Source organism: Erwinia rhapontici (assembly GCF_012271765.1).
GTDB classification, from domain to species: domain Bacteria; phylum Pseudomonadota; class Gammaproteobacteria; order Enterobacterales; family Enterobacteriaceae; genus Erwinia; species Erwinia rhapontici.
Map to the genome: position 1 here is coordinate 121919 of NZ_VRKO01000005.1, position 25632 is coordinate 147550.

16 protein-coding genes and 1 tRNA gene are annotated in these 25632 nt (G+C 51.4%); 8 read left to right on the forward strand and 9 right to left on the reverse strand.

Going from position 1 to position 25632, the window contains the following annotated elements; genetic code table 11:
• Window positions 1–46 precede the first annotated feature (46 nt).
• On the forward strand, window positions 47–811 hold the full coding sequence (gene miaE, locus FVB43_RS03750) for a tRNA isopentenyl-2-thiomethyl-A-37 hydroxylase MiaE (RefSeq protein WP_133843991.1): 765 nt from the start codon (window positions 47–49) through the stop codon (window positions 809–811).
• A gap of 66 nt (window positions 812–877) precedes the next feature.
• Here the strand turns inward: miaE and FVB43_RS03755 are convergent, their stop codons facing one another.
• A complete protein-coding gene (locus tag FVB43_RS03755) occupies window positions 878–1381 on the reverse strand; it encodes a GNAT family N-acetyltransferase (RefSeq protein ID WP_133843989.1) in 504 nt (167 codons plus the stop codon).
• A gap of 220 nt (window positions 1382–1601) precedes the next feature.
• Between FVB43_RS03755 and FVB43_RS03760 the strand changes: the two genes are divergently transcribed.
• Together FVB43_RS03760 and FVB43_RS03765 are read left to right on the forward strand one after the other, a co-directional pair.
• Complete coding sequence (locus FVB43_RS03760) at window positions 1602–2789, forward strand: YjgN family protein (protein ID WP_167863392.1); 1188 nt, start codon at window positions 1602–1604, stop codon at window positions 2787–2789.
• Window positions 2790–2791: 2 nt separating this feature from the next.
• On the forward strand, window positions 2792–3808 hold the full coding sequence (locus FVB43_RS03765; RefSeq protein WP_167863393.1) for a M48 family metallopeptidase: 1017 nt from the start codon (window positions 2792–2794) through the stop codon (window positions 3806–3808).
• 298 nt (window positions 3809–4106) lie between these two features.
• Here FVB43_RS03765 and FVB43_RS03770 read toward each other — a convergent pair whose 3' ends face one another.
• The 3 genes from FVB43_RS03770 to pepA all read right to left on the reverse strand — a co-directional run bounded on the left by FVB43_RS03770 (window position 4107) and on the right by pepA (window position 9066).
• On the reverse strand, window positions 4107–6962 hold the full coding sequence (locus FVB43_RS03770) for a valine--tRNA ligase (RefSeq protein WP_133843983.1): 2856 nt from the start codon (window positions 6960–6962) through the stop codon (window positions 4107–4109).
• 5 nt (window positions 6963–6967) lie between these two features.
• Window positions 6968–7423 (reverse strand): DNA polymerase III subunit chi, encoded by a 456-nt coding sequence (locus FVB43_RS03775; RefSeq protein ID WP_133843981.1) that lies wholly within the window; start codon window positions 7421–7423, stop codon window positions 6968–6970.
• Window positions 7424–7557: 134 nt separating this feature from the next.
• On the reverse strand, window positions 7558–9066 hold the full coding sequence (gene pepA, locus FVB43_RS03780; protein WP_133843979.1) for a leucyl aminopeptidase: 1509 nt from the start codon (window positions 9064–9066) through the stop codon (window positions 7558–7560).
• 256 nt (window positions 9067–9322) lie between these two features.
• Between pepA and lptF the strand changes: the two genes are divergently transcribed.
• Together lptF and lptG are read left to right on the forward strand one after the other, a co-directional pair.
• Window positions 9323–10423, forward strand: a complete 1101-nt coding sequence (lptF, locus tag FVB43_RS03785) for an LPS export ABC transporter permease LptF (RefSeq protein ID WP_133843977.1) — start codon at window positions 9323–9325, stop codon at window positions 10421–10423.
• Window positions 10423–11499 (forward strand): LPS export ABC transporter permease LptG, encoded by a 1077-nt coding sequence (lptG, locus tag FVB43_RS03790; protein WP_167863394.1) that lies wholly within the window; start codon window positions 10423–10425, stop codon window positions 11497–11499. The genes lptF and lptG overlap by 1 nt, the downstream gene beginning before the upstream one ends.
• A 726-nt stretch (window positions 11500–12225) precedes the next feature.
• On the opposite strand, the gene FVB43_RS03795 is transcribed toward lptG, so the two are convergent.
• Both FVB43_RS03795 and FVB43_RS03800 read right to left on the reverse strand, forming a co-directional pair.
• Complete coding sequence (locus tag FVB43_RS03795; protein WP_159337327.1) at window positions 12226–13521, reverse strand: DUF445 domain-containing protein; 1296 nt, start codon at window positions 13519–13521, stop codon at window positions 12226–12228.
• A gap of 7 nt (window positions 13522–13528) precedes the next feature.
• Window positions 13529–15031 carry a helicase HerA-like C-terminal domain-containing protein gene (locus FVB43_RS03800; RefSeq protein ID WP_167863395.1) on the reverse strand — a complete coding sequence of 501 codons (1503 nt, stop codon included), beginning with the start codon at window positions 15029–15031 and terminating at the stop codon, window positions 13529–13531.
• A 130-nt stretch (window positions 15032–15161) separates the two neighbouring features.
• On the opposite strand from FVB43_RS03800, the gene FVB43_RS03805 reads away from it, so the two are divergent.
• Window positions 15162–15782, forward strand: coding sequence for a LysE family translocator (locus FVB43_RS03805; RefSeq protein ID WP_167863396.1), 621 nt, complete (start codon window positions 15162–15164; stop codon window positions 15780–15782).
• Between the two features lie 72 nt (window positions 15783–15854).
• Here FVB43_RS03805 and FVB43_RS03810 read toward each other — a convergent pair whose 3' ends face one another.
• Window positions 15855–16373, reverse strand: coding sequence for a YjjA family protein (locus FVB43_RS03810; protein WP_167863397.1), 519 nt, complete (start codon window positions 16371–16373; stop codon window positions 15855–15857).
• Window positions 16374–16680: 307 nt separating this feature from the next.
• Here FVB43_RS03810 and FVB43_RS03815 point away from each other — a divergent pair.
• Together FVB43_RS03815 and FVB43_RS03820 are read left to right on the forward strand one after the other, a co-directional pair.
• A tRNA-Leu gene (locus tag FVB43_RS03815) sits at window positions 16681–16765 on the forward strand.
• A gap of 162 nt (window positions 16766–16927) precedes the next feature.
• Window positions 16928–18196 (forward strand): tyrosine-type recombinase/integrase, encoded by a 1269-nt coding sequence (locus tag FVB43_RS03820; RefSeq protein ID WP_167863398.1) that lies wholly within the window; start codon window positions 16928–16930, stop codon window positions 18194–18196.
• A gap of 42 nt (window positions 18197–18238) precedes the next feature.
• On the opposite strand, the gene FVB43_RS03825 is transcribed toward FVB43_RS03820, so the two are convergent.
• Window positions 18239–20992, reverse strand: a complete 2754-nt coding sequence (locus FVB43_RS03825; RefSeq protein ID WP_167863399.1) for a TrlF family AAA-like ATPase — start codon at window positions 20990–20992, stop codon at window positions 18239–18241.
• A 564-nt stretch (window positions 20993–21556) separates the two neighbouring features.
• Window positions 21557–25588 carry an NACHT domain-containing protein gene (locus FVB43_RS03830; protein WP_167863400.1) on the reverse strand — a complete coding sequence of 1344 codons (4032 nt, stop codon included), beginning with the start codon at window positions 25586–25588 and terminating at the stop codon, window positions 21557–21559.
• Window positions 25589–25632 lie beyond the last annotated feature (44 nt).

Here is a 25632-nt window from a genome sequence, read left to right on the forward strand (position 1 = left end):
GTAAATTCTGGCCGGGCATGCCCGGCCATTTCATGACGTTGAGCAAATGAATACCGAACACCTGCTGGCCCCTGTCCTCGATTTCCTGCACTGCCGTACGCCTCAAGCCTGGATTGACGAAGCCCGTCAGCCGCAACATCTTCCTCTGTTACTGACCGACCATCTGGTATGTGAGCTGAAAGCAGCCCAGACCGCCATGTGGCTGATCCGTAAATATGTTGCGGACAAAGCCAGTGGCGATGCCCTGCTGGCGTGGCTGAAACCCTGGGAACAGTTTGTTCACAACGATCAGGCCGATCTGGCTTTCCTCGAACAGCATAAAGGTCTGTCAAAAACCATTATCAGCCGTGAAGAGGTGCCTTATGGCGATGAGCTGGTGGATAAGATGGTGCTGCTGATCAAAGAAGAGCTGCACCATTTCTATCAGGTGCTGGAGATTATGCAGGCGCGTGGTATTCCCTATATGCGCATCACCGCCAGCCGCTATGCCAAAGGGTTAATCCGCGAGATCATCACGCATGAACCGCAAACGCTGGTGGATAAACTGATCTGCGGAGCCTATATCGAAGCGCGATCCTGCGAGCGTTTTGCCAGTCTGGCACCGTATCTTGATGATGAACTGGCGGGGTTTTATATTTCGCTGCTGCGCTCAGAGGCGCGACACTATCAGGATTACCTGGCGCTGGCTGCACTGATCTCACCGACGGATATCAGCGTGCGGGTGCGTAAAATCGGGGAAACGGAAGCGCGTCTGATCATGGAACCGGACAACCAGCTGCGTTTTCACAGTGGCGTTCCGAACTTCGCCTGAGAGGCGAGCGGATAAAAGGGCCGATTGGAACACACGAACGGCCCCTGCAGGGGCCGTTCGCCGCGGTTAAAGGGTTTTCAGCATAGTCACTTCGCAATCCACATGACCGGTGGAGCCCATCGGGCCATCGATATGCTCAAAACCGAGATGTTCATACAGGCGAATGGCGCGCGTCAGTGACGCGGTAGTTTCCAGATAGCAGCGTTTAAAGCCCTGCTGGCGGGCATAGTCCATCGCCTGAATGGCCAGACGGCGTGCCAGCCCGAGGCCACGCACCGACGGCATAAAATACATTTTCTGCAGTTCACAGACATCCGCATCGCTGCTCGCCAGTGGCGCGATGCCACCGCCACCCACCACCTTTCCTTCCACTTCGACCACCCAGAAAGCACAGTTCTCTTCACTATAGACTTCATAGAGATGGTCAAGATTAGGGTCCGAAACGGTATAGCCTTTATCTGCCGTCAGGCCAAATTCTGCCGATACGGTGCGGATCACCGCAGCAATATGCGGGTTGTCAGCGGGAACGATCGGGCGCACGCGCAGGGTTGTCTGAATTGCGGTTGTCATACATTTCGCTCATGGTCTGTCGGTTGCAGGTAGTGTAATAACACTGCCAGCGTGCGGATGCAATGTCTGTGCATCAGGGGTTAACGTGTCTGAGTATGTTATCTAAATGATAATTATTTATTGTCGGGTTTCCAATGCCATGCTTAAATAGCGCGGCTATTTATTACGCTTTTATTTTCTGCTTCCCAGCAGTCTATTTCTATTTCAGGAAGAAAAACAAATGGAAAACAATACCTCGAATCAGCAGCGTCATGCGGTGCTGTTTCACGGTCGTTCTGGTGAATATTTCTCTATCTGGCTGGTCAATGCACTGCTGACCATGATCACATTGGGTATTTATTCTGCCTGGGCCACCGTCCGTCGCCGTCGCTATTTCTATGGCAATACCGAAATTGCGGGCGATCGCTTTGATTACCACGCTCGTCCCATTGATATCTTGAAAGGCCGTATTATTGTCTTCGTGGGCCTGGTGCTGTTCTTTATCCTCTCTTCAGCCATGCCGGGAATCTCACTGGTATTCGCGCTGGCGTTCTTCGCGTTAATACCGTGGATTGTCATCCGCAGTTGGCGTTACAACGCGCTGATGAGCAGCTTCCGTGGTGTGCGTTTTAACTACCTTTGCCGCGTGGGCCGTGCTTACTGGACCATGTTCCTGTGCCCGGTATTGCTGGTGCTGGCGCTCTATCTGGTCGTTGGTGTGATCGGTATGTTAGCCGCGAACAGTGGCAGCATCAGCGCTGCTCTGACCGTTGGCATCCTGGCATTTGTGCTGTTCCTGGCTGGTCTGGCGGCAGTGCAGGGCACCGTTGCTGCACTGAACCACGATCTGTATATCAACAACATGTCCTACGGTTCGCTGCCATTTAAAGCCGAACTGAGCAAAAAAGCGTTCATCAAAATGGTGTTAATCAGTTTCCTGATTATGCTGCCATTCCTGATCATCGCGGGAATGTTGATTGGTTCTCTGTTTGTCTCGATTTTCTATGCCATGGCAATGGGCATCACCGATCCTAAAATTCTGGGCAGCCAGATGAATGGTCAGCTGTTTAATATCTTCCTGACCTTCGCAATATTACTTTTTGGTGGTTTAGTTTCTTCTGCTTATTTAGTGGTGGCGCAGCGTAATTACGTGTTTGGCCAGACTCAATTAGGTGAAAAACTCCGCCTTAAGTCAACTATGTCTACAGGATCATTCTTAGGCCTGACGCTGACCAATACCCTGATTGTGATTTTCACCCTGGGTCTGGGGACGCCAATTGCTGAAGTTCGTCTGGCACGCTATATGGCGAACAGCACGGCGCTGGAAGGCGATATCTCTCTGCTGGACGTGCAGGCGCACCATGACACTGCCGGCACCGCCGTAGCAGAAGAAGTTGTTTCCGCATTCGATCTGAACGCTGGCATCTGACCTTGCAGCTGAACGGTTTTTATCAGTACCCTGGACGGGCAGCTCGCGAGGCTGCCCGTCTCACATTAGCGGAACAGCATGTGACGCTGGATCAGGGCACGCACCGGCAGCTCCTGATGTTGAACGATGTGACGGTCTCTGACGCGCTCGGGACCATCCCGCTGACGATCTCCTTCCCGGACGGCGGGCGCTTTGTCCCGGATGATGATGCGGCGTTCCGCGAGTGGTGGCAGCAGCGTCGTCGTCCAGGCCTCGTTCACCGGCTGGAACAGCATCGCCGGGGTGTCGTTGTTACTTTGCTGGCCACGCTGGCCGCCATTGCGTTCTACATCTGGGTGATCCTGCCCGTGACCAGCCGTGTGCTGGCGCAGCATATTCCCGCGTACGTTGAGCGCCAGGTCGGCCAGCAAACCTTCACTCTGCTACAGCATACCGGCTTCAGCGTTGGACGCCTGACGGAAGAGCAACAGCAGCGTATCAACCGGCTGTTCCGTGACAGTATTCCGGCAGAGATGAAAGATGACCCGACGCCGCTGCGGCTGAAGATCATGCATTTCGCCGGGGGGCCGAACGCCTTTATGCTGGCAGATGGTACGCTGATCGTCAGCGATGACCTGGTGCGCATGGCGAAAAGTGACGATGCGATTGTCGCGGTGATGCTGCATGAGATGGGGCACCATCAGCATCGTCATGTGATGCGTATGCTGGTGCGTTCGTCGCTGGTGTCGCTGAGCTATCTCTGGCTGACCGGCGATGTCAGCGGGATTGGTGACACGCTGTTACAGTCGGCGGCGTTTGTCGATCAGCTTCAGTTCTCACGCAGCATGGAGCGTGAGGCCGATGAGTATGCCATTGTGCAGATGAAGGCGCAGGGGCGTTCTCTGGCAGCGATGTCTGAGATCTACCGGCAGCTTGAACAGTCCGCAGAGAAGGAGAGCAGTGGGATTAATCTGCCGGAATGGATGAGTACCCATCCGGATATGCCTGCGCGCATCAAAGCCATTCAGGCGGCGGAGTAAATCTGTCAGAAAGGCGAGGCACGCAATAAAAAAGGGCCAGGCATGCCTGGCCCCTACGGGGAAGGGTATTGTAGGGGAGGGGCATGCCCCTCCCGTCAACTCGGCATGCAATAAAAAGGGCCAGGCATGCCTGGCCCCTACAGGGAACGGTGTTGTAGGGCAGGGCACGCCGCCCCCACAGTGATTGATGTTGTAGGGCAGGGCATGCCGCCCGAGAGGGATTGATATTGTAGGGGAGGGGCATGCCGCCCCACAGGGATTGATATTGTAGGGGAGGGGCATGCCCCTCCCTTCACCATTACAGCGCGGCAATCACCGCTTGCTGCTCAATCAGTTTGATCTTCGCCTGCTCAAAGTCCGCCAGACGTTCACGCTCTTTCGCCACGACGGCTTCCGGTGCGCGCGCCACAAACCCTTCATTGCCCAGCTTAGCGGTGATTTTTTCCATCTCCACCTCCAGCTTAGCCACTTCCTTCACCAGACGCTCCAGCTCCGCCGCTTTATCCACCAGGTCAGCCATCGGGATCAGCAGCTCAGCACCGTCAACCAGTTTGGTCACGGAAACCGGGCCTTTCTCGCCCGCTGGCAGCAGCTCAAGCGTTTCAAGACGCGCCAGGGTTTTGAGGAAGTTATGGTTATCGTTCACACGACGCACCACATCGGCACTGGCGCCACGCAGCAGCACATCCAGCGGCTTGGACGGGGAGATATTCATCTCGTTGCGAATGTTACGCACCGCGACGATCGCCTGCTTCATCCACTCGGTGTCGGTCATCGCCGCCACATCAACACGGCTTTCGCTGAATGCCGGCATCGGTTGCAGCATGATGGTGTCGTCGCTGATGTTTTTCAGCACTTTCACCTGCTGCCAGATGGTTTCAGTGATAAACGGAATAATCGGATGCGCCAGACGCAGCAGGGCTTCCAGTACCGTAACCAGCGTGTTGCGCGTACCGCGCAGCTGAGCCTCAGAACCGCCGTTCATCACGGGCTTAGCCAGCTCCAGATACCAGTCGCAGAACTGGTTCCAGGTGAACTCATACAGAATGTTAGCGGCGATATCGAAGCGATAGCTGTCCAGCGCTGCACGATAGGCTTTCACCGTTTCGTTGAATTCCGCGAGGATCCAGCGGTCCGCCAGCGACAGTTCCAGCTCGCCGCCGTTGAAGCCGCAGTCGTGCTCTTCGGTATTCATCAGCACAAAGCGGCTGGCGTTCCACAGCTTGTTACAGAAGTTGCGGTAACCTTCCAGGCGCTTCATATCCCAGTTGATGTCGCGGCCGGTTGAGGCCAGCGCCGCCAGGGTGAAGCGCAGGGCATCGGTGCCGTGCGGCTCAATACCGTTCGGGAACTGCTTCTCGGTGCGCTTACGGATTTTCTCCGCCAGCTGCGGCTGCATCATGTTGCCGGTGCGTTTCTCCAGCAGATCTTCCAGCGAGATACCGTCAACCATATCCAGAGGGTCGATCACGTTGCCTTTGGACTTGGACATTTTCTGCCCTTCGTCGTCACGGATCAGACCCGTCATATACACGGTTTTGAACGGCACCTGCGGTTTGCCGTCTTCATCTTTGATGAAGTGCATGGTCAGCATGATCATGCGGGCAATCCAGAAGAAGATGATGTCGAAGCCGCTGACCAGCACGCTGGTCGGGTGGAAGGTGCGCAGCGCTTCGGTGTTCTCCGGCCAGCCCAGGGTGGAGAAAGTCCACAGCCCGGAAGAGAACCAGGTATCCAGCACGTCTTCATCCTGGGTCAGCACCACTTCGGCACCCAGATTGTTCTCGGCGCGCACTTCTTCTTCGCTGCGCGCCACGTAGACGTTCCCTTCGGCATCATACCAGGCCGGGATACGGTGACCCCACCACAGCTGACGCGAGATGCACCAGTCCTGGATATCACGCATCCACGAGAAGTACATGTTTTCATACTGCTTCGGTACGAACTGGATCTCACCCTGTTCCACCGCTTCTACCGCCACTTTCGCCAGCGGGGCAGTGCGCACGTACCACTGATCGGTCAGCATGGGCTCGATCACCACACCGCCGCGATCGCCATAAGGCACGGTCAGGTCGTGGGGCTTGATCTCATCCAGCAGGCCGAGGGCATCAATCGCTGCCACGATCGCTTTACGTGCCGCAAAGCGTTCAAGCTTCTGGAATTCAGCCGGAATGGTCGGATCGCAGGCATCAGACTCTTCGCCGTTGGTGTCATACACCTGGGCTGTTTCACGGATGTCGCCATCGAAGGTCAGGATGTTGATCATCGGCAACTTGTGGCGACGTCCCACTTCGTAGTCGTTGAAGTCGTGCGCCGGGGTGATCTTCACGCAGCCGGTGCCTTTCTCCATGTCAGCGTGTTCATCACCGACGATCGGAATACGGCGACCGACCAGCGGCAGCACGAGGAACTTGCCGATTAGATCTTTATAACGCGGATCTTCAGGATTGACCGCCACGCCGGTATCACCGAGTACGGTTTCCGGACGCGTGGTGGCGACCACCAGATAATCTTTACCGTCAGCGGTTTTCACCCCGTCGGCCAGCGGATAGCGGATGTGCCACATGGAGCCTTTTGACTCGCGGTTTTCCACTTCCAGGTCAGAGATGGCGGTGCGCAGTTTAGGGTCCCAGTTCACCAGGCGCTTGCCACGGTAGATCAGGTTCTCTTTGTGCAGGCGAACGAACACCTCTTTCACGGCATTCGACAGGCCTTCATCCATGGTGAAGCGCTCACGCTCCCAGTCCACGGAGTTGCCCAGACGACGCATCTGGCGGGTAATGGTGCCGCCGGATTCGGCTTTCCACTGCCAGATTTTTTCGATGAACGCATCGCGGCCGTAATCTTTACGGGTTTTGCCTTCTTCCGCGGCGATCTTACGCTCTACCACCATCTGCGTGGCGATGCCCGCGTGGTCGGTCCCTGCCTGCCACAGGGTGTTTTTACCCTGCATGCGCTGGTAGCGGATCATGGTGTCCATGATGGTCTGCTGGAAGGCGTGACCCATATGCAAGCTACCGGTTACATTCGGCGGCGGGATCATGATGCAGAAGCTTTCCTGGCTGGTGTCGCCATGCGGTTTAAAGTAGCCCTGTTGTTCCCAGTGCTCGTAAAGCGGCTGCTCGATATCTTGCGGGTTATATGTCTTTTCCATGTCTGCTATGTCTTAGGCAAAGGGGGCGTTGCCGTATTCAAGTGGAATCCAACGCTGCGATAAGCTTTATAGCGGTCGCGCGCCAGCTGTTTCAAAGATGGTTCATAGGGGACGAAGTCTACCACTTCATAGAAAGCGGTGGCAAAATCTGCAAACTGCGGCAGCAGGCTGATCAGCAGGTCGCGCGGTGAATTACCGCGACGTTGTGGCCAGGCCAGCTCGACCGGGGCACCATACTTTGGGCCTTCTCCAGCCAGATTATGCGGCACGAAGGCATTTGCCGGGCGTTGCCACAGGGCTTCATCCAGCCGGATGGCCTGCGCTTCGTCTTCACAGGCAATCAGCACGCGTTTCCCGTCACGCCAGCGGGCCTCAGCCAGATCGCAGACCAGCGCTTCATGAGCGCTCAGCCCGTCAACCGGGGTATCGGTTTCCAGCAGATAGAAAGTTGCGTTTTTCATAATGATGCCAGTTGGGTTGGTCAGATCCGCAGGGGCCAGGCATGCCTGGCCCCTGCAAATACGATGGCGGTGTCGCAGGGGTCAGGCATGCCTGACCCGAACGAGGCACCCTGCAGGCACCTGTTACCGTCGGTTTAATCGTCGCCGTTCAGACCTGCGCGGTTCAACAGGAACTGAGACAGCAGGGCAACCGGACGACCGGTCGCGCCTTTGGCCTTTCCTGAACGCCAGGCGGTTCCGGCCACATCAAGATGTGCCCAGTTGTACTTACGCGTGAAGCGCGCCAGGAAGCAGGCTGCGGTGATGGCACCACCCGGGCGGCCGCCAATGTTTGCCATATCGGCAAAATTGGAATCCAACTGCTCCTGATATTCATCCGCCATCGGCAGACGCCACGCGCGATCGCCCGCTTGTTCTGAAGCACCAATCAGTTCATGCGCCAGCGGGTTGTGGTTCGACAGCAGGCCGCTGATATGGTGGCCCAGCGCAATCACGCAGGCTCCGGTCAGCGTAGCCACGTCGATAACCACATCCGGGTCAAAGCGCTCAACGTAGGTCAGGGCATCGCACAGAACCAGTCGACCTTCCGCATCCGTGTTCAGCACTTCTACGGTCTGGCCAGACATGGTGGTCAACACGTCACCTGGACGATAAGCGCGGCCACCCGGCATGTTTTCACAGCCCGCCAGCACGCCCACCACGTTCAGCGGCAGACCCAGCTCAGCAACCATGCGCATGACGCCGTACACTGAGGCCGCCCCGCACATATCGTACTTCATTTCGTCCATCGCTTCGCCCGGCTTGAGCGAGATACCGCCGGTATCAAAGGTCACGCCTTTTCCGACCAGCACGATGGGACGCGCTTCTTTATCCGGGTTGCCTTTGTACTCGATCACCGACATCAGGGATTCGTTCTGCGAACCGGCCCCGACGGCAAGATAGGCGTTCATCCCCAGCTCTTTCATCTGCTGTTCGCCGATGACGCGGGTGGTGATGTTGGCCCAGGTATCCGCCAGCTGGCGCGCCTGTGACGCCAGATAAGCGGCGTTACAGATGTTCGGTGGCATATTGCCGAGATCTTTCGCGGCCTTAACGCCCGCAGCCACCGCCAGACCGTGCTGAATCGCACGTTCACCGCTGGTCAGTTCGCGGCGCGTCGGCACGTTGAACACCAGCTTGCGCAGCGGACGACGCGGCTCAACCTTGTTGCTTTTCAACTGGTCGAAGCTGTACAGCGTCTCTTTTGACGTTTCTACCGCCTGGCGTACTTTCCAGTAGGTGTTGCGCCCTTTGACGTGCAGCTCGGTGAGGAAGCAGACGGCTTCCATCGATCCGGTGTCGTTCAGCGTGTTAATGGTCTTTTGAATGACCTGCTTGTACTGACGCTCATCCAGCTCACGCTCCTTGCCACAACCAATCAGCAAGATACGTTCAGAGAGAATGTTCGGCACATGATGCAGCAGCAGAGTCTGGCCGACTTTTCCTTCCAGTTCACCACGGCGCAGCAGGGCGCTAATGTATCCATCGCTGATTTTATCCAGCTGTTCAGCAATCGGTGACAACCGGCGCGGTTCAAACACGCCCACCACAATACAGGCACTGCGCTGTTTTTCCGGGCTACCGCTTTTTACACTGAACTCCATGCACTCTCCTGAATCTTAAAGACAACGGCGCTTGCTGCGGCTAGAATAGACCGCTTTCGTAACGTATAGCGCTGTCGCATAACGCTGTTGTCAGATTGGGTTTTGGTGAGGATTATTTTTTTTTGCATCACCAGAACGCGGTTGTTGTCATACTATTTTAGTAGTGACATGGGCCATTGATGAGAATAAATGGCGTATAAGCGATGAAACTAGCGATTTTCCTGCAAAAAGACAAGTTTTCACAGGCGTACTCAGCGTGATCATTATTAGATATCTGGTTCGGGAAATGCTCAAAAGCCAGCTGGCTATCCTGTTCATCCTGCTGCTGATCTTCTTTTGTCAGAAGTTAGTCAGGATACTGGGAGCCGCGGTGGATGGCGAAATTCCTACAAATTTAGTGCTGACCTTATTGGGCCTTGGCGTGCCCGAGATGGCACAGCTGATCCTGCCGTTAAGCCTCTTTTTAGCCATTTTGATGACGCTTGGCCGATTATACACCGAGAGTGAGATCACCGTGATGCACGCCTGTGGTTTAGGCAAGAGCGTGCTGGTGAAGGCGGCGATGATCCTGATGTTGTTCACGGCATTGGTTGCCGCGGTCAACGTCGGCTGGATGGGGCCGTGGTCTTCTCGTTATCAAAGTGAAGTGATGCAGAACGCGAAAGCGAACCCGGGTGCCGCGGCGCTGGCCGCCGGTCAGTTCCAGCAGTCTGGCGATGGTCAATCTGTGCTGTTTATCGAAAACGTCAAAGGCAACAATTTTGGCAATGTTTTCCTCGCGCAGTTGCGGCCAAAAGGCAATGCCCGGCCGTCCGTGGTGGTCGCTGACCGTGGCCATATGGAACAGCGTAAAGACGGTTCGCAGGTGGTGACGCTCGACAGCGGCACCCGTTTCGAAGGCACTGCGCTGCTGCGTGACTTCCGCATTACTGACTTCAAAAATTATCAGGCGATTGTCGGCCATCAGACCGCTACCCTTGACCCGAATGACTCTGAGCAGATGAGCTTCGGCGAGCTGTGGCACTCTGATAAACCTGATTTCCGCAGTGAGCTGCACTGGCGACTGACGCTGGTGTTCTCGGTGCTGATCATGGCGCTGATGGTGGTGCCGCTCAGCGTGGTCAACCCGCGTCAGGGACGCGTGCTGTCGATGCTGCCAGCGATGCTGCTCTATCTGGTGTTCTTCCTGCTGCAAAGTTCGCTGCGCTCCAGCGGTAATAAGGGGCGCCTCGATCCGGCTCTGTGGATGTGGGGGGTTAACCTCGGGTATCTGGCGCTGGCCGTACTGCTGAATGCGTGGGATACGGTGCCAATGCGCCGACTGCGCGCGCGTTTCACTCGCGGAGGATCGGTCTGATGTTTGGCGTTCTTGACAAATATATCGGTAAAACGATTTTCAATACGATTATGGCGACGCTGTTTATGCTGGTGTCGCTCTCCGGCATCATCAAATTTGTCGATCAGCTGCGTAAAACCGGGCAGGGCGAATACACCGCGCTCGGTGCCGGGCTGTATACCCTGCTGAGTGTGCCGAAAGATATTGAGATCTTCTTCCCGATGGCCGCGCTGCTCGGGGCACTGCTGGGCTTAGGTACGCTGGCCCAGCGCAGCGAGCTGGTGGTGATGCAGGCTTCCGGTTTTACCCGTATGCAGATTGCCGCCTCGGTGATGAAAACCGCGATCCCGCTGGTGCTGCTGACCATGGCCATCGGTGAGTTTGTGGCCCCGCAGGGTGAGCAGATGGCGCGTAACTACCGTGCGCAGCAGCTGGTGGGCGGTTCGCTGCTCTCCACGCAGAGCGGGCTGTGGGCGAAAGACGGCGATAACTTTATCTTTATCGAACGTATTCGCGGCGACAACCAGCTGGCGGGCATCAGTATTTACAGCTTTAACAAAGAGCGCCGTTTGCAAACCGTGCGCTATGCCGCCTCTGCGCAGTACAACGCGGAGAAAAAACTGTGGGAGCTGGCGCAGGTGGATCAGTCAGACCTGACGGACCCGCAGCAGGTGAAAGGCACCCAGACGCTGAGTGGCGAATGGAAAACCACCCTGACCCCGGACAAGCTGGGTGTGGTGGCGCTGGACCCAACGGCGCTGTCGATCACCGGGCTGTATAACTATACGAAGTATCTGAAGCAGAGTGGGCAGGTGTCTGGCCGCTACGAGCTGAACATGTGGAGCAAGATCTTCCAGCCGCTGTCGGTGGCGGTGATGATGCTGATGGCCCTGTCGTTTATCTTTGGTCCGCTGCGCAGCGTGTCGATGGGGATGCGCGTGGTCACCGGGATCAGTTTTGGCTTCCTGTTCTACGTGCTGGACCAGATCTTTGGGCCGTTGAGCCTGGTGTATAACATTCCGCCATTGCTGGGCGCGCTGCTGCCGAGTGCCGCGTTCTTTGCCATCAGTGTGTTTATGCTGCTGAAGCGGCGGTAATCAGGGGGCTCCGGCCTATCCCGAAGGCGGACTTTTTGTTTTGGTCAGCCTGTGGGGTTAAAGCCAGGTCAACGTCAAGGGCGTTTCGCTTTCCCGCTGTCGCGGGATGAGCGACCCAGGGCGGCCAATCGCCGCCGCCCTGGGGACCCGGGCTTGCGGCAGGCGCCGCGCCCGCTTTCAGCGGGTTCCCTCAGAAAATCGACTTTCCTGCCGGACCGGGTGTGACGGGACGTCCCTGTCCCGGCACACCCTCTCGCCAACGTCCTGTTGGCGCGTCCTGGAAATCCGATTTCCTTCGGCGCAGCTAAGATGCCGCCTCAACGTCAAAACCCAAACCCAAACCCAAACCCAAACCCAAACCCAAACCCAAACCCAAACCCAAACCAGAACCAGAACCAGAACCACTTATTTTGTTTTGGTTGTTTTGGTTGTTTTGGTTGTTTTGGTTGTTTTGATTTTGACCTGGGATATTGACTTTCAGGCGGCAATGAAGAATCGCTGAGGAAGCGAAGAGAACCAGGATGAGCCGACAGGACGTCGGCGAAAGTTCGGGCCGGTACAGGACGTACCGTCACGAACGGTCCGTCGGTGAAGCGAGCAGACGAAGGCACCCGCGAAGCGGGCGGTTCGCCTGCCGCAAGCCCGGGGTCAAGGGGCGGCGGCGACTGGCCGCCCCTTGTCGCTCAGCCCACGCAGTGGGAAAGCGAAATGCCGTTGACCTTGCCTCTACAGCACCTGCGTCCTTTCCAGCAGCTGCGGCACCAGCGACAGCAGATACAAAATCAACCCAATCACCCCACCGACTAACGTGCCGTTAATGCGGATACGCTGCAAATCCTTGCCGATATTCAGCTCCACCTGATGCGACATATCTGCCGCGTCCCAGCTCTTCACCGTATCGCTGATATGACGGCTGAGAAACGCCGAGAACTCCGGTGCCACATTGCTGGCGGCCTCTTCCATGTGCTGGTTGAGAGAGTTGCGCAGCGGCTCATCCTGCATCAGGGTTTCGCCGAACCACTGCCCGGCAGCACTCACTTTGGCGTGCAGCGTGGAGTCGGGGCGCTCCAGATCGTCTTTCAGCCAGCCACGCAAATCATTCCACAGCTGGCCGATATAGCGGTTCAACGTCTCATCCTGCTTCAGATATGCTTTAATCTCTTCCGCTTTCTCCGCCATCTCCGGGTCGTTACGCAGGCGGGTAATCAGCCGCTGCACGGCGCGGTTAAAGCCCTGGCGCAGCTGGTGGGCATCATCGTGTTCAATCTCGGTAAGGATCGACTGCACCGCATTGGCCGCCAGCTCGGCGCTTTTCTCTCCCAGCCACTCGCTCGGCAGCATCTTCTCCTTCAGCGGATGCTCGCGCTTCAGCCAGCTCACCACCTGATGAGCGATAAACTCATGCGTGCCGGGTTTGTTCACCAGTTGCAGGATCTGCGCCAGCGCATCGTCCAGCAGCTGCTGATGGCGGTTATTCTTCGTCAGACTTTCGAGGATCATGGCCGCCGACTGGCTGAGATCCACTTTATCGATCGCTTTGTGGATCGCCCGGCGCATAAACCCCTGAATACGCTGATCGTCGGCCAGATCGAGAAAGCCGCGCACGGTTTTCAGCACCATCCCGCTCAGGCGGGCGGCGTTGTCCGGGTGGCTCAGCCAGTTAGCAATAATCTGCGCCGGATTATGGCGGCGGATCAGCGCCAGCAGCGAATCGGTATTGAGGAATTTGTCCTGCACGAACAGGGCGAGATTGTCGGCGATACGATCCTTATTACGCGGGATAATCGCCGTATGACGGCCCGCCAGAGGGATCGGCACCCGGCGGAACAGCGCGCTGACCGCGAACCAGTCCGCCAGTGCCCCGACCATCGACGCCTCTGCCACCGCTTTCAGCCCGGCGACCCAGGGATTGGGCGGCCAGTACAGCGGCCAGAGAATGGTGGCGATAAACAACAGCGCCGCACCGACCAGCAACAGCAGCGGCAGGCGCTTCGCCCGGATTAACTCACGTTCCTTATCCATAAACCCCTTATCGTTTCCTTCCGCCCATAATGCTGCCTAACACACCACGGATGATTTGATTGGTGATTTGCCGCGCTGCGCTTTTGGCCACGCTCTGCACCACGCCATCGTGCTTGCCGCCGCGCGGCCCGGTGGTGCCGAACAGAATGTCCTTCAGCCCGCCGAGAATACCGTTATCCACCGCCACGTTCTCGCCTTTAGCTGCGGGAGCGCTGGCGGTGTTCGTGGCGTTCTGTATCCCTTTTTGCAGCATCTCGTAAGCGGATTCGCGATCGACAGCTTCTTCATATTTGCCGGAGAGGGATGAGTGGTTAATCAGCCCGTTACGCTCGTCGTCGGTCACCGGGCCCATGCGGGAACCGGGGGCAATGACCATCGCACGCTGCACCACAGAGGGGCTGCCTTTCTCATCGAGGAAGGAGATCAGCGCTTCACCGGTGCCGAGCTCCTGAATGGCCGTCACGGTATCAAACGCCGGGTTGGCGCGCATGGTCTGCGCCGCCACCTTGACCGCCTTCTGGTCTTTCGGGGTAAAGGCACGCAGGGCATGCTGCACGCGGTTACCCAACTGGCCGAGCACCGCATCCGGCACGTCCGACGGGTTCTGCGAGACAAACCACACGCCCACGCCTTTCGAGCGGATCAGTCGGATCACCTGCTCGATCTTATCCAGCAGCACTGCGGGCGCATCGTCAAACAGCAGATGCGCCTCATCAAAGAAGAACACCAGTTTCGGCTTCTCCAGATCGCCCGCCTCCGGCAGTTGCTCATACAGCTCCGACAGCAGCCACAGCAGGCTGGTGGCGTACAGTTTTGGCATCTGGTACAGCTTCTCCGACGCGAGGATGTTGATTATCCCTTTGCCGTTCTCATCGGTGCGCATCCAGTCTTTGATATCCAGCATCGGTTCGCCAAAGAAGTATTCCGCTCCCTGCTGCTCCAGCGACAGCAGCCCGCGCTGGATGGCGCCCACCGAGGCGCTGTTGATATTGCCGTACTGGGTCTGGAACGCTTTGGCGTTCTCGCCGATATACTGCGTGGCGGCGCGCAGATCCTTAAAATCGAGCAGCAGCAGGCCCTGGTCATCGGCCACACGGAAGATAATCTGCAATACGCCGCTCTGTACGTCGTTCAGATTCAGCAGGCGTGCCAGCAGCAGTGGCCCGAGGTCCGATACCGTGGCGCGCACCGGGTGGCCGCGTTCGCCAAAGATATCCCACAGCGCCACCGGATTCCCCTGCGGTGACCAGTCCGTGACGCCAATTTTTGCCAGACGGGCGAGCAGTTTCTCTGACTCGGTCCCGGCTTTGGCAACCCCGGTTAAATCACCTTTCACATCGGCCATAAACACCGGCACGCCGATATTTGAGAAGCTCTCCGCCAGCTTTTGCAGCGTGACGGTTTTACCGGTGCCGGTAGCACCCGTAATCAGCCCGTGGCGGTTCGCCATCGCGGGCAGCAAATGCAGTTGTTGTTCCGTGGTCTGAGCAATCAGCAGCGGCTCGGTCATCGTCAACGGTCCCTTTGGTGGTAAGACGGAGAATATTTTGTAAGCATAGCAGGCCTCTCCGTCAATTACGGCTTGCCAGTTAATGTCCACTCTCAGTAAGTTAGACGATATTACATGATGGAGGTGGAAGATGGATGCAGCAGTACTTTCAGTGATTTCAATCGGCGGTGCGCTGGCGCTGGGTGCCATCAGTCCGGGACCGAGCTTTATTCTGGTGGCGCGTACCGCTGTTGCCTCCTCACGCCGTGCCGGCATCGGTGCCGCGCTGGGCATGGGCGCGGGTAGCCTGATCTTCGCCATTATCGCCCTGATGGGGCTGCATACGCTGTTAAATGCCGTGCCTGTGCTGTGGCTGACGCTGAAGACGGCGGGGGGCCTGTACCTGCTGTGGATGGCGTACAAGATGTTTCGCGGTGCCCGCGAACCGCTGGTGCTGGACCTGCCAGGCAGCAACGGTAAAACGCTGAAGCGCGCCTTTCTCACCGCCTTTACCACCCAGATCAGGAATCCTAAAACCGCGATGGTGTTCGCCGGGGTGTTTGCCGCGCTGCTGCCTGCCCATGTGAGCAGCGGCATGCTGATTGCCATCCCGCTGGTGGCGATGATGGTGGATGGCCTGTGGTATCTGTTTGTGGCTTATGCGCTGTCGTCACGCGGGCCGCGCAACACCTATCTGCGCTTTAAAGCTCCGCTCGACCGTCTAGGGGGCGGCGTGATGGCGCTGCTGGGTATTCGGCTGATTGTAAAATAAAAAAAGGCCACACAACGGTGGCCGGGGGGAAGAAGGCGGCAAGGGGACAGCCCTGCCGCCTTAAGAGAGAGATTACGAGATAAACTGTTTGCCCTGTTTCAGCACCAGATCACAGGCTTTGGTTTTCACCTTCTTGCCGATGGCGGTATCACCCAGCGATTTCAGGTTCACCTGCTGATTGTTGCCGGTGTTCAGCAGACCCATCAGGCCCTGCTTATAGTCGGTAGTTTCCTGCTGCTTCTGCGTATCCGCCAGCCCCAGCTTACCGAGCAGTTTGTCTTTCACCGATGACACATTGTTATCGACAATATTGTTTTTCACACAGTACTCCAGCACACCCGCCGCATTGGTCATGGTGCCTGCGCTGAGCGACTGGCTGCCGCCGTTCAGTAACCCGGTCAACGCACCCAGCGAGTTACCCGTAGGCGCTGCGTTAGCACCGGAGGTATTGGTGGTGGTGCTGCTGTTGTTCTGGCCCAGCGCGCTGGCGGCTGAGTTAAGCTGATCCTGCCAGCTGGCGGCACCCGCCGTGGCGCTGAACAGTGCGGTGGTCACTGAACCTGCCAGAACCCATTTCATTGCTGCTTTCATTGTTAGCCCTATTCGATGTGATGTGACGCACGCCGCCCTCCTGGCCACGCGCTGATATCTGATTGTTCCGACTGCCGGAGAGCGGGTGAGTTCCACCGCACAGCGCCGTACAGCCATTATGGTCCAGGGTTTAAGAATTATCTGCACTGAAACATCACAGGGGCAGGGTATGCCCACGCCCGAACGGGATATCAATCGCTGGCCCGGCGCACGTTTTTTCAGCACTCAGACGCAGACCCTGCGGAATAGGGTTGCGTATGCAGGCGGTAACGGTATAATCCACAACGTTTTCCGCATACCCTTCAGTGCCGAAGTGGCGAAATCGGTAGACGCAGTTGATTCAAAATCAACCATCGAGAGATGTGCCGGTTCGATTCCGGCCTTCGGCACCATAAGTATGTTTGAGAACGTCCGTAACAGTACGTAAGTTACTGAAAAAAAGCCGAAAGGCTTTTTTTTTGCTCCAAATTCGTCCGGGTACATCCGTTGCAATCCGGGCATCGCTGGGGGCATAATTGGGGGCATCCTCACTTCGATAGAAAATGTGCCCCTAAATGAAGCTGAACGCCCGCCAGGTCGAAACCGCAAAACCCAAAGAAAAAAACTATAAAATGGCCGACGGCGGCGGTTTGTATCTTGAGGTGTCCACCAAAGGATCTAAATACTGGCGCATGAAGTACCGGCGTCCCGCTGACAAAAAAGAAGACCGTCTGGCGTTTGGTGTCTGGCCGACAGTCACGCTTGCTGAGGCACGCGTTAAGCGTGAAGAAGCTAAAAAGCAGTTAGGGCAGGGGATAGACCCCAAAGCCGAAAATAAAGAAGCGCAAGCCGAATCATCAGGGGCATACACCTTTGAAACTATTGCCCGTGAATGGCATGAGAGCAATAAGCGCTGGAGTGATGACCATCGTGCCAGGATACTGCGCTACCTTGAGCTGTATATCTTCCCTCATATTGGTTCGGCAGATATCAGGAAGTTGAAAACCAGTCAGCTACTTGCACCAATCAAAACAGTAGATGCCAGTGGCAGGCATGATGTAGCTCAACGTCTTCAGCAACGTGTCACGGCTGTTATGCGTTATGCGGTGCAGAATGATTACATCGATTCTAATCCTGCGGTTGATATGGCTGGTGCTCTCTCTACGACAAAAGCCCGGCATTATCCTGCACTGCCCTTTAGCCGTTTCCCGGAGTTTCTGGAGCGCCTCGCTGCATACCGAGGCCGACTGATCACACGTATCGCGGTTGAGTTTTCACTACTGACGTTTGTCCGTTCCAGTGAATTACGTTTTGCACGCTGGGATGAATTCGATTTCGAAAAATCTCTCTGGCGCATCCCGGCGAAGCGAGAAGAGATAAAAGGCGTCCGTTACTCGTACCGTGGTATGAAGATGAAAGAGGAACATATCGTTCCGCTTAGTCGTCAGGCACTAACCTTGCTGGAGCGCCTGAAGCAGCTGAGCGGTGATAATGAACGCTTGTTTCCTGGGGATCACGACCCTAAGAAAGTCATGAGTGAAAACACAGTCAACAACGCTTTGCGCGCTATGGGCTATGACACCAAGATAGAGGTTTGCGGGCATGGCTTCAGGACAATGGCACGTGGGGCGATGGGGGAGTCTGGATTGTGGAGTGACGATGCGATAGAGCGGCAGTTGAGCCATACAGAACGTAATAACGTGAGGGCTGCTTATATTCATACTTCGGAACATCTGGATGAGCGTAGATTGATGGTGCAATGGTGGGCTGATTATCTTGACGCTAATAGTAAATTCACCATAACACCATATGATTTCGCAAAGATGAATAGTATTAAAAATTAGCTTATAAATTTACCCCCCCCTCTTAAAGGGGGAGTTTTTTTTCTAAGCAGTCACAATTCTTCTGTAGCGCTGACTAAATGCGTCTTTACCACCTTCCATAATATCACAGATGTTTTGTCTCACTTCACGATCCTGTAGACCTCCTAAAGATAGGAAATCTGTTGTTCCTGATTGCTGACTCAAGGAAATTACTAATTCAGAGTCACCATTAACAACTATGTTTGGATTGTGAGTGATAATTATTATTTGCCTTTTGTTTTTGCTTTCTTTGATTTTTTTAACAATAAGCTCATAAACCAATTGATTATCTAAGTCATCTTCAGGTTGATCAAGAATTATCGGGTCATCTCCATAAGATAGCAAAAATGCTAGGACGGTCGCTGCTTTTTGTCCTGCAGAACCTTGTGACAAGTCCTTGAATCGTCTACCATCATTATATTTTACGGTAATAGCATCACTTGGGAACCAGCAAATTAGAGAAGTTTTTACTTCGTCGGTTAGATCATTTTTAAAATCAGAAAATCGTTTGCTCAACCTAACATTAAGTATTGTATTTGAATCCTTGTTGAGAAATTCATTTTTTAAAACTTGTGTCTTTTGGGTTATCGCATCCATGTCTTCAGAGATTTCTTTTATCTGTGCGTTAAAGATATTCAGGAATCCATTGTTATCTTCATTGTAAATTTCGTTGCTGAAAGTAGAGTCTTTTTTGTCAATGGCATTTCTGAAACTACTTTCTAAGAATTGTTTATCTCCACAGAAATCAATGCTAACGTTAAAGTTAGTATTGTTATTATTTATTTCAACTAGGAATTGTCTTCTGCGAGAAGTGAGCTCTTTTCGTAGTTCCACTAATTTTTTATAACTTTCAGTTATTGCAGATTTTTTTGTTTCAATGGTTTTTTCATCAACTTCGATTTTATCTAATCTTTCCTTAATTTGATTTCTTGTGGTGATGAGTGCTTCATATTCACTGGGGTTTTTTACGCCGCTAGCTTGCAAGGTAGATATTAAATTAGTATGTTGAGTTTGGTGGGTGGAGATATCTTGCTTCAGAGGTGATGAATCAAACCATTGAATTAAATCTCTGGCTTCTTTTATTATTTCATCGGCAATCACACTAAATTCTGTAATAGAGTTATCAATTTTTTGCTGGAGAGTAGTTATTTTATTTTGAGCTTCAATCTCATTGTAAGTGCTAAAGAGTACGTTATCATTAATAAACGATTTGGGTTTTGTTAATTCAATATTATTTATTAGGTTTTCGAAAAATTCAACGTTCTTTGATGTGAAGTGGTTGATTGTATTTACTTGACTTAATGTTCTTTGATAAGTTGCTAAAATAGAAGCATGACTAGATCTTTCAATAGAGGCTATCTTTTGACTCACATCATTTAACTGACCAGTTAAATTTGTTTTAGTTAATATATTGGTTCTGAGATCTTTAACATCCTTTCTTAATTGTGATAGTGTATTGCATTCAATGCCCCAATTATATTTCCAATCATTTATATTGACAATGTGAGATTCGTCAATGAGATTTAAAAGATAGTTTGGAGAGCGTGAAATTTCATAAATTTGCTTTTGGCTAAATATTTTAACAGGAAATCTAGATATTACATTCCCTTCTTCTAAGAGAGTGTTATTTCCGTCTATTCTATTTATAAGTACTTTTGGAACGGAATATTTCCAATCTAATAAGTATTTGTTTTCTCCTTTTAGATATTCAATTTGAATGCTGCTTTCATCAAGAAAGACTCCATCATCTTCTCTGCTTCTGGCCTTTTTCGCAAGATTAATATACGAGTTGTACATCTCTCTATTAGATGAGAGTTGCTCAAGCTCATTTTCCCTCCCTAATGCTGTTCTGATAAACTCTAAGATGGTCGATTTGCCACTACCTCTACCACCAATAATGCAGTTTAGCCATGGGTGAAATTCAATTTGAAATTCCTTATTTCTTCCGCAATATTTTGTTTTGTTAACTTTTATTGAAGTGATTCTATTTTCGGCAAAGATGTTAGGTGAGCCTGGGAATTGATCAGATCTTTTTAATGAGTCGCCACCATCAAATAATGCTAGTTTTAAACCATCTATAGATGGTATCCCCATTTTAATCCACGTAAATGCTCTACCGACTGTGTTTGGATGATGAGAATCAGAACCAAGTACTTCAGGGAGGCCTGTGTTAAGTGAAGTATATCCATTTAATGGGCTTGAGTTTGGTTGGATAGCTTCATACTCAGCATGTGTTTTAATTATTTCAACTGCTGATGCTTTTGTTAGTATTTGCTTTAACGTTGCACCTGATGAATGTACCCTACATAGTCCGCTAGGCTTGTCGATATGCGCTGGAATAGCAACGCCGCCACGGTCAATAATAATGTCAATAACATCCTGTGGACTACTTTGGGTTACTGCGTCACTATCACCTTCCGTCCCTGAGTAATTGGTAGCGCCAATTATTTGAGATATATAACTTGATGTTTTGTCTGGATCGAATATCCCTAGGATATGTATATTTCCATGAGCTGTAATCTCTATGCTAGGAAATATATAAATAGAGTGACCTTCGCTTCTTAGTATTTCAGCTTCAGATTTTAAAATATCGATCCATGAGCCTGTATTGTGATCCGTTACAGCTATACACTCAATACCATGACCTATATAGTCTAAAAGCCACTGCCTCGGAGTCATAGTCAGCTTTATTTGGTGGTCAGCTTTACCATAGTCCATCGACGCTGGAGTATGGGTATGGAAGTCAAACTTCCACCATTTCGAACCTTTTGGCTGCATGAGAATGTCCTTCTTAACTCATTGAAAAAATTGATTAATGGATTTTGGAAAATAGTCTTTTGGCTTGATAATGATTTACTTTAATCTCATTTTGAGCATAACTCCTTCTGCTTAAGATTTATAGAGTAATTCGCCTTGAGCGCGCAATGCTACCCCCTCCTCGCCTGCCCGCTTTATCGGTCGCATTTAATGCAATTGCATGAGGTCGCTCAGGCCGCACTGTGCCTGCCTTTGCCGGGGGTTAAGTACCCTGCAATCTGCATGCAAATCCATGCACCCTATGCATGCACGGCTCTTTACAAAGCGGGCTGGCCAGAAAAAGGGCTTTCGAAGGGCAAACGCCGGGCAAAAAAAAGCCGCTGGGGTGGCAGCGGCATCAGGGATTAATGTGACCGGAAGGATGAACCATAGCGCCCGATTGTTTGCGCCTTACTCTGCTGCTCTGGAGCCACCGGCAGGGGTTCCTGCAGAGGCGGGCAGGTAATGACCTTAGTGATGTTTTCAAGCGTCTTGAACGTGCATGAGCAGTCGATGTATTAATTCACGGAGAAAAATGTGCTTCACCTAATTTTTAACAGATTGGCGAGATATATCTAATACAAAGACATCTATTAGCCCATGCAACTGAGATGGAAGTCGGGCTTCGATGCTCAGTTTTAGCTGTAGTGCGTTAGAGATATGAGTATTCTTTTTCCCTGCAATTAACTCGTCTTTACCAAACCATAGTACAAGATATATCCCCTGTTTTTCCGCGCTAGGATGAATGGAATACTTTTGACTAAGTTGTGATTCCGCTGCAGTATATAATTCATTGTGCCATTGTCCCTTTACTTCAGTAACGAGAAGTCTTCTTTTCCCCCCTATCATTTTGGTCGCAGTAAAATCACACCGTTTTTGAGCATGCATCTGATGCTCTGGTACTATAGATATACCTTTAGATTCAAGACGGTTATTGAGCCATTCCGCGATGATTTCAGTGGATTTATTTTCGCTGAGGTGTTGTGCGCCATTATAAAAGCGATCTATCGTATTAAATTCCCCACCGAACAATGTTTGTTGGAAAGCATATAATTGCTCGATAATGAGCTCTCTTAAGCCCTCTACGGTTGCAACTGAATCTTTGTCCAGCCATTCAACGACCGCTGATGGAGAAGGGGTCTTGAAATTAAGGTGCCCAAGCTTACGAACTAATGAGGCTCTGACATTTTTTAACGAATTACTAAATCGATTCATTCGTTCATTTTTTAGAAGGCTTTCAATAATCGGCAGAGCATGGCTAGGTTCTGCATGGTTTAAAGACCATACTATTTCATGTAAAATATGGTTAGCATTCTCGTACTCAGCTCTTTCGCTATGATGAAATACCATATAGTCAATATCAGACCAATACTTAATAAACCCATTGAGTAAATACTGGGCTTTGAGGGGCGTAAGTTTAGGCCAGTAGATAATATCATATTCGGGTAAATTAAAATTTAAGCCATGAAACAATAAAAGATTTTTCTTCTGTTTGCATATCCACTCCCAGTAATCACTAAATGTTTCGTCCAGAAAATAGAAGGCTCGAATAATCCAAAACATTAGGGTTCGTTCGATTTCAGCGTTATCGGTTGCGAATTGATATTGCTGCATTAACGCTCTGCACCGTTGAGCAATGAGTGTATCAATTGCATTACGATTTTTATCATTACAAGCAATATCAAATATTTTACTCAGATTTACCAAATGAAGTGCAGGGAACTTTATCAACCATTCTAAAGCTAAATCAGAATTTAATTGGCTGAAGTGGGCATTCATCCTCAGAACATCAAGTTGCTCGGATACAGCATTGATCGCAAGTTCAGGTTCAATAAGCTCTCGGAAAAATGACTCAGCCGTCTGGGGAGAGGAGAATATTATTCTATTGACTTCCTCACATAGCGCATTATGTTCATCATTTGACATTATACTTTGGCTCCAGAAACTGTTTGCCCTGAACACCTGAATGAGCCCAAAATCTAGGTCTGCTAGGGTACCTTTGCTTCGGAATTTTTCCAAGCAGCCGGCATAAAAAATTCTTTCTAATCCCTTATTTTTCAATTGAATAAGAAACGCCCTCCAATCTCCTTGATATCCCATATCCTTGGAGATCTTTGGAATGGCATTTTGCAAACTAATACTCAGAAAAGATCTATCACCCAACTGCTCAGGAATTTTATTCGTCGTGCTGAGTATGAGATCAGCAAATAGGGACAGGACTTTTAGATCCGCTCCTTGTTTAATCTTTTCGTGGCTAATACGTATAGCATTTAGCGCTCGTTCAGTTCGAATAACTAGATTTTTCTGAGCACGAAGATGCCTACGGACCGCATAGCGTTGAGATTTTGCTATCTTAAACTGGTGCTTTGCACTTGAACGATCAAACGCCTTCCAAATTTTCAGTAGGTGGGAATTTTCGCGGGCATGTTTACGACATAGCTGCCGCAAATCTATGCAAAACTGATCTTTTGGGAAGGTTTGTCTGATATGCGCTACCAGTAATGATTCCCACAACGCTTCGTTACCTAATTCAAATGCAAGTTCGAGAAGAAAGTAATGATCTTCAACCCCAATGTGCAGGCCAGGATGGCTCCAGTTGCCCAGAAAACTTTTTTTTCTGGTCAACACTAGTTCATCGATATGGGTTAAAGATCCAAATGCCAGTGCATAAATACCGTGCCGCAATGCGTCATCTTCCCTGAGCACCTTTACAGAAATTCTGTCCTGTTTGAAGTTACTACAGGCAATATTTAGGTTTTTAAGCCACATCCACACCTGCACGGGATCATGTGGTGCTGTTGCAAGCGCCATATGGCGATCCAAGAGAGAGAAAATGATCTCGCTCAATGCCCTGCTGCATTTACAAGCATACAAATCTCTATGGCAAGTGCAGGTGAGTGTTGAGGATAATCTATCTAAAATTGTGTCAGTCACATCAAGCGTCAGCTTGTCGATTAATGAATCGATGGCCTTTTTTAATTCAGATTCTGAAAATATAAAAACACTGCGGGAGTGAATGTTTGCTGAGTCATGAAAAAACTTAACTAACATATCCACTTCATCAAGTGAGTTTTCTCTTCTTTTGATAAAAATAGCCGCAATATTGAGAGATAAGGGACTGCATTCAAGCAACAGGGCCTTGAGGAAATTCTCATTAAAAGCTGACTTGGCTTCCGATAATCGAAAAAATGCCAACCGACGTACAGATTCCTGCTCTTGAGGATTGAGTACTAATGCACACAATTCTTCACGTAAAATATCAATCGCATCGGAATCTTCTATTAGTTCCAGTACTAGTTTTTTCAACTGACCGTCATTTTTTTCATCTAAAATATCCTTAATTTCTTCGGCTACTGCAGAAGTGAAGAAACCATGAATACTGAATCTGCGCCATTCATCACTACGTCGAAAGAAAGGGTCATCTTGAGAAACACTGCGTAAACGGCGAATGAGCTTGATGCGAGCTTTTGGGTGCAATTCGGAAGGGACGCCACTGGCAAGCACGGTATAGGGATCCACTTCGATTATTGACTCCTGAAGTGAACGATTACCTATCGTTGCCATCCAGCCGAGCAGACCTCTTAATTCATCTCTGACAACACCATTAGGTGCAATGATACTCATGCACTGGGAAATGCTTAATGCTTTAACATTTGATTCAATACGTTCTATGAAATATTGTGCAGCACAATACTCCGCGACAATTTTATGAACAGGTTGGTGGTTTCCTTCCTTCTTTCCTGGCTTGAAAAGTCGTGTGGAGAGAATCGATCTTGGAATTTTCTTGTCGCTAAAAAGCGAGGATAAAAGCGGGTAGAGTTTATTACTTTCAGCTTGGCTTATTGTTACACCTTCTGCTCCGGATAGTAACAGTTTCGCAAATATCTCCGCTGATAACGAGACTTTTTGCGCAGGAGATAAATCCGCATCTGAGATGATGGTATTCTCATTTGTCTCTTTAGCCAGATGCTCGACAGATAGCCTGAAAATGGAACGTTTATCATTGAAGCGACGATCGCTTTCAACATACGCATCGGAAAAAAGCTGAAGAAACTTTGGGTTGGGTAATAGTGATGTGAGATTGAAACGCTCGAGCTCCTTGGCAAATCTGTTGAAATCTTCGCTTGGTTTATAGGCTTCAAAGATGGCGCGTTGGCCCAGTTCATCAAATGGTTTCAGTCTGACGACAAAAGGTTCATGTCCTAAGAAATCCTGATACAGTCGTGTAGAAGCTTGGTCCCATTCACTTGACCTGCTGGAGAGTACTATCTGCTTTGGCCTAGATTTGCGCAATAAACCTAGAAGTTGCTTAAGCGCTGTCTGTTCATGCTTAACAAGTTCATCAATAGCGTCAATAACAACGGCATTGTTACTTCCTTCAGGACCGATTTGATTGAAAACATTAGCAGTAAGGTGCTCAGCGCCCAAAGTTATGGCTAATTTTTTTAACAACTCGGACTTCCCTGCGCCGGGTTCAGCAAGCACAATAATGTGTCTGGCTGTAGCCAGAAGCTCTTCTTGCGAATAGTTCTCATTATCTTTTATCAGAATCCGTGGGATGTACACTTCGTTTTTCATATTCACTGAACGCACTGATAGCTGATAAACGTTAATTTCCCCAT

Bases quoted from the DNA above. Each gene is read 5' to 3' on its own strand.
- FVB43_RS03795 (WP_159337327.1), bottom strand. From the start codon at position 13,521: ATGGATAAGGAACGTGAGTTAATCCGGGCGAAGCGCCTGCCGCTGCTG.
- FVB43_RS03775 (WP_133843981.1), bottom strand. From the start codon at position 7,423: ATGAAAAACGCAACTTTCTATCTGCTGGAAACCGATACCCCGGTTGAC.
- pepA (WP_133843979.1), bottom strand. From the start codon at position 9,066: ATGGAGTTCAGTGTAAAAAGCGGTAGCCCGGAAAAACAGCGCAGTGCC.
- FVB43_RS03830 (WP_167863400.1), bottom strand. From the start codon at position 25,588: ATGAAAAACGAAGTGTACATCCCACGGATTCTGATAAAAGATAATGAG.
- FVB43_RS03760 (WP_167863392.1), top strand. From the start codon at position 1,602: ATGGAAAACAATACCTCGAATCAGCAGCGTCATGCGGTGCTGTTTCAC.
- FVB43_RS03800 (WP_167863395.1), bottom strand. From the start codon at position 15,031: ATGACCGAGCCGCTGCTGATTGCTCAGACCACGGAACAACAACTGCAT.
- FVB43_RS03805 (WP_167863396.1), top strand. From the start codon at position 15,162: ATGGATGCAGCAGTACTTTCAGTGATTTCAATCGGCGGTGCGCTGGCG.
- FVB43_RS03820 (WP_167863398.1), top strand. From the start codon at position 16,928: ATGAAGCTGAACGCCCGCCAGGTCGAAACCGCAAAACCCAAAGAAAAA.
- FVB43_RS03825 (WP_167863399.1), bottom strand. From the start codon at position 20,992: ATGCAGCCAAAAGGTTCGAAATGGTGGAAGTTTGACTTCCATACCCAT.
- FVB43_RS03770 (WP_133843983.1), bottom strand. From the start codon at position 6,962: ATGGAAAAGACATATAACCCGCAAGATATCGAGCAGCCGCTTTACGAG.
- lptG (WP_167863394.1), top strand. From the start codon at position 10,423: ATGTTTGGCGTTCTTGACAAATATATCGGTAAAACGATTTTCAATACG.
- miaE (WP_133843991.1), top strand. From the start codon at position 47: ATGAATACCGAACACCTGCTGGCCCCTGTCCTCGATTTCCTGCACTGC.
- FVB43_RS03810 (WP_167863397.1), bottom strand. From the start codon at position 16,373: ATGAAAGCAGCAATGAAATGGGTTCTGGCAGGTTCAGTGACCACCGCA.
- FVB43_RS03755 (WP_133843989.1), bottom strand. From the start codon at position 1,381: ATGACAACCGCAATTCAGACAACCCTGCGCGTGCGCCCGATCGTTCCC.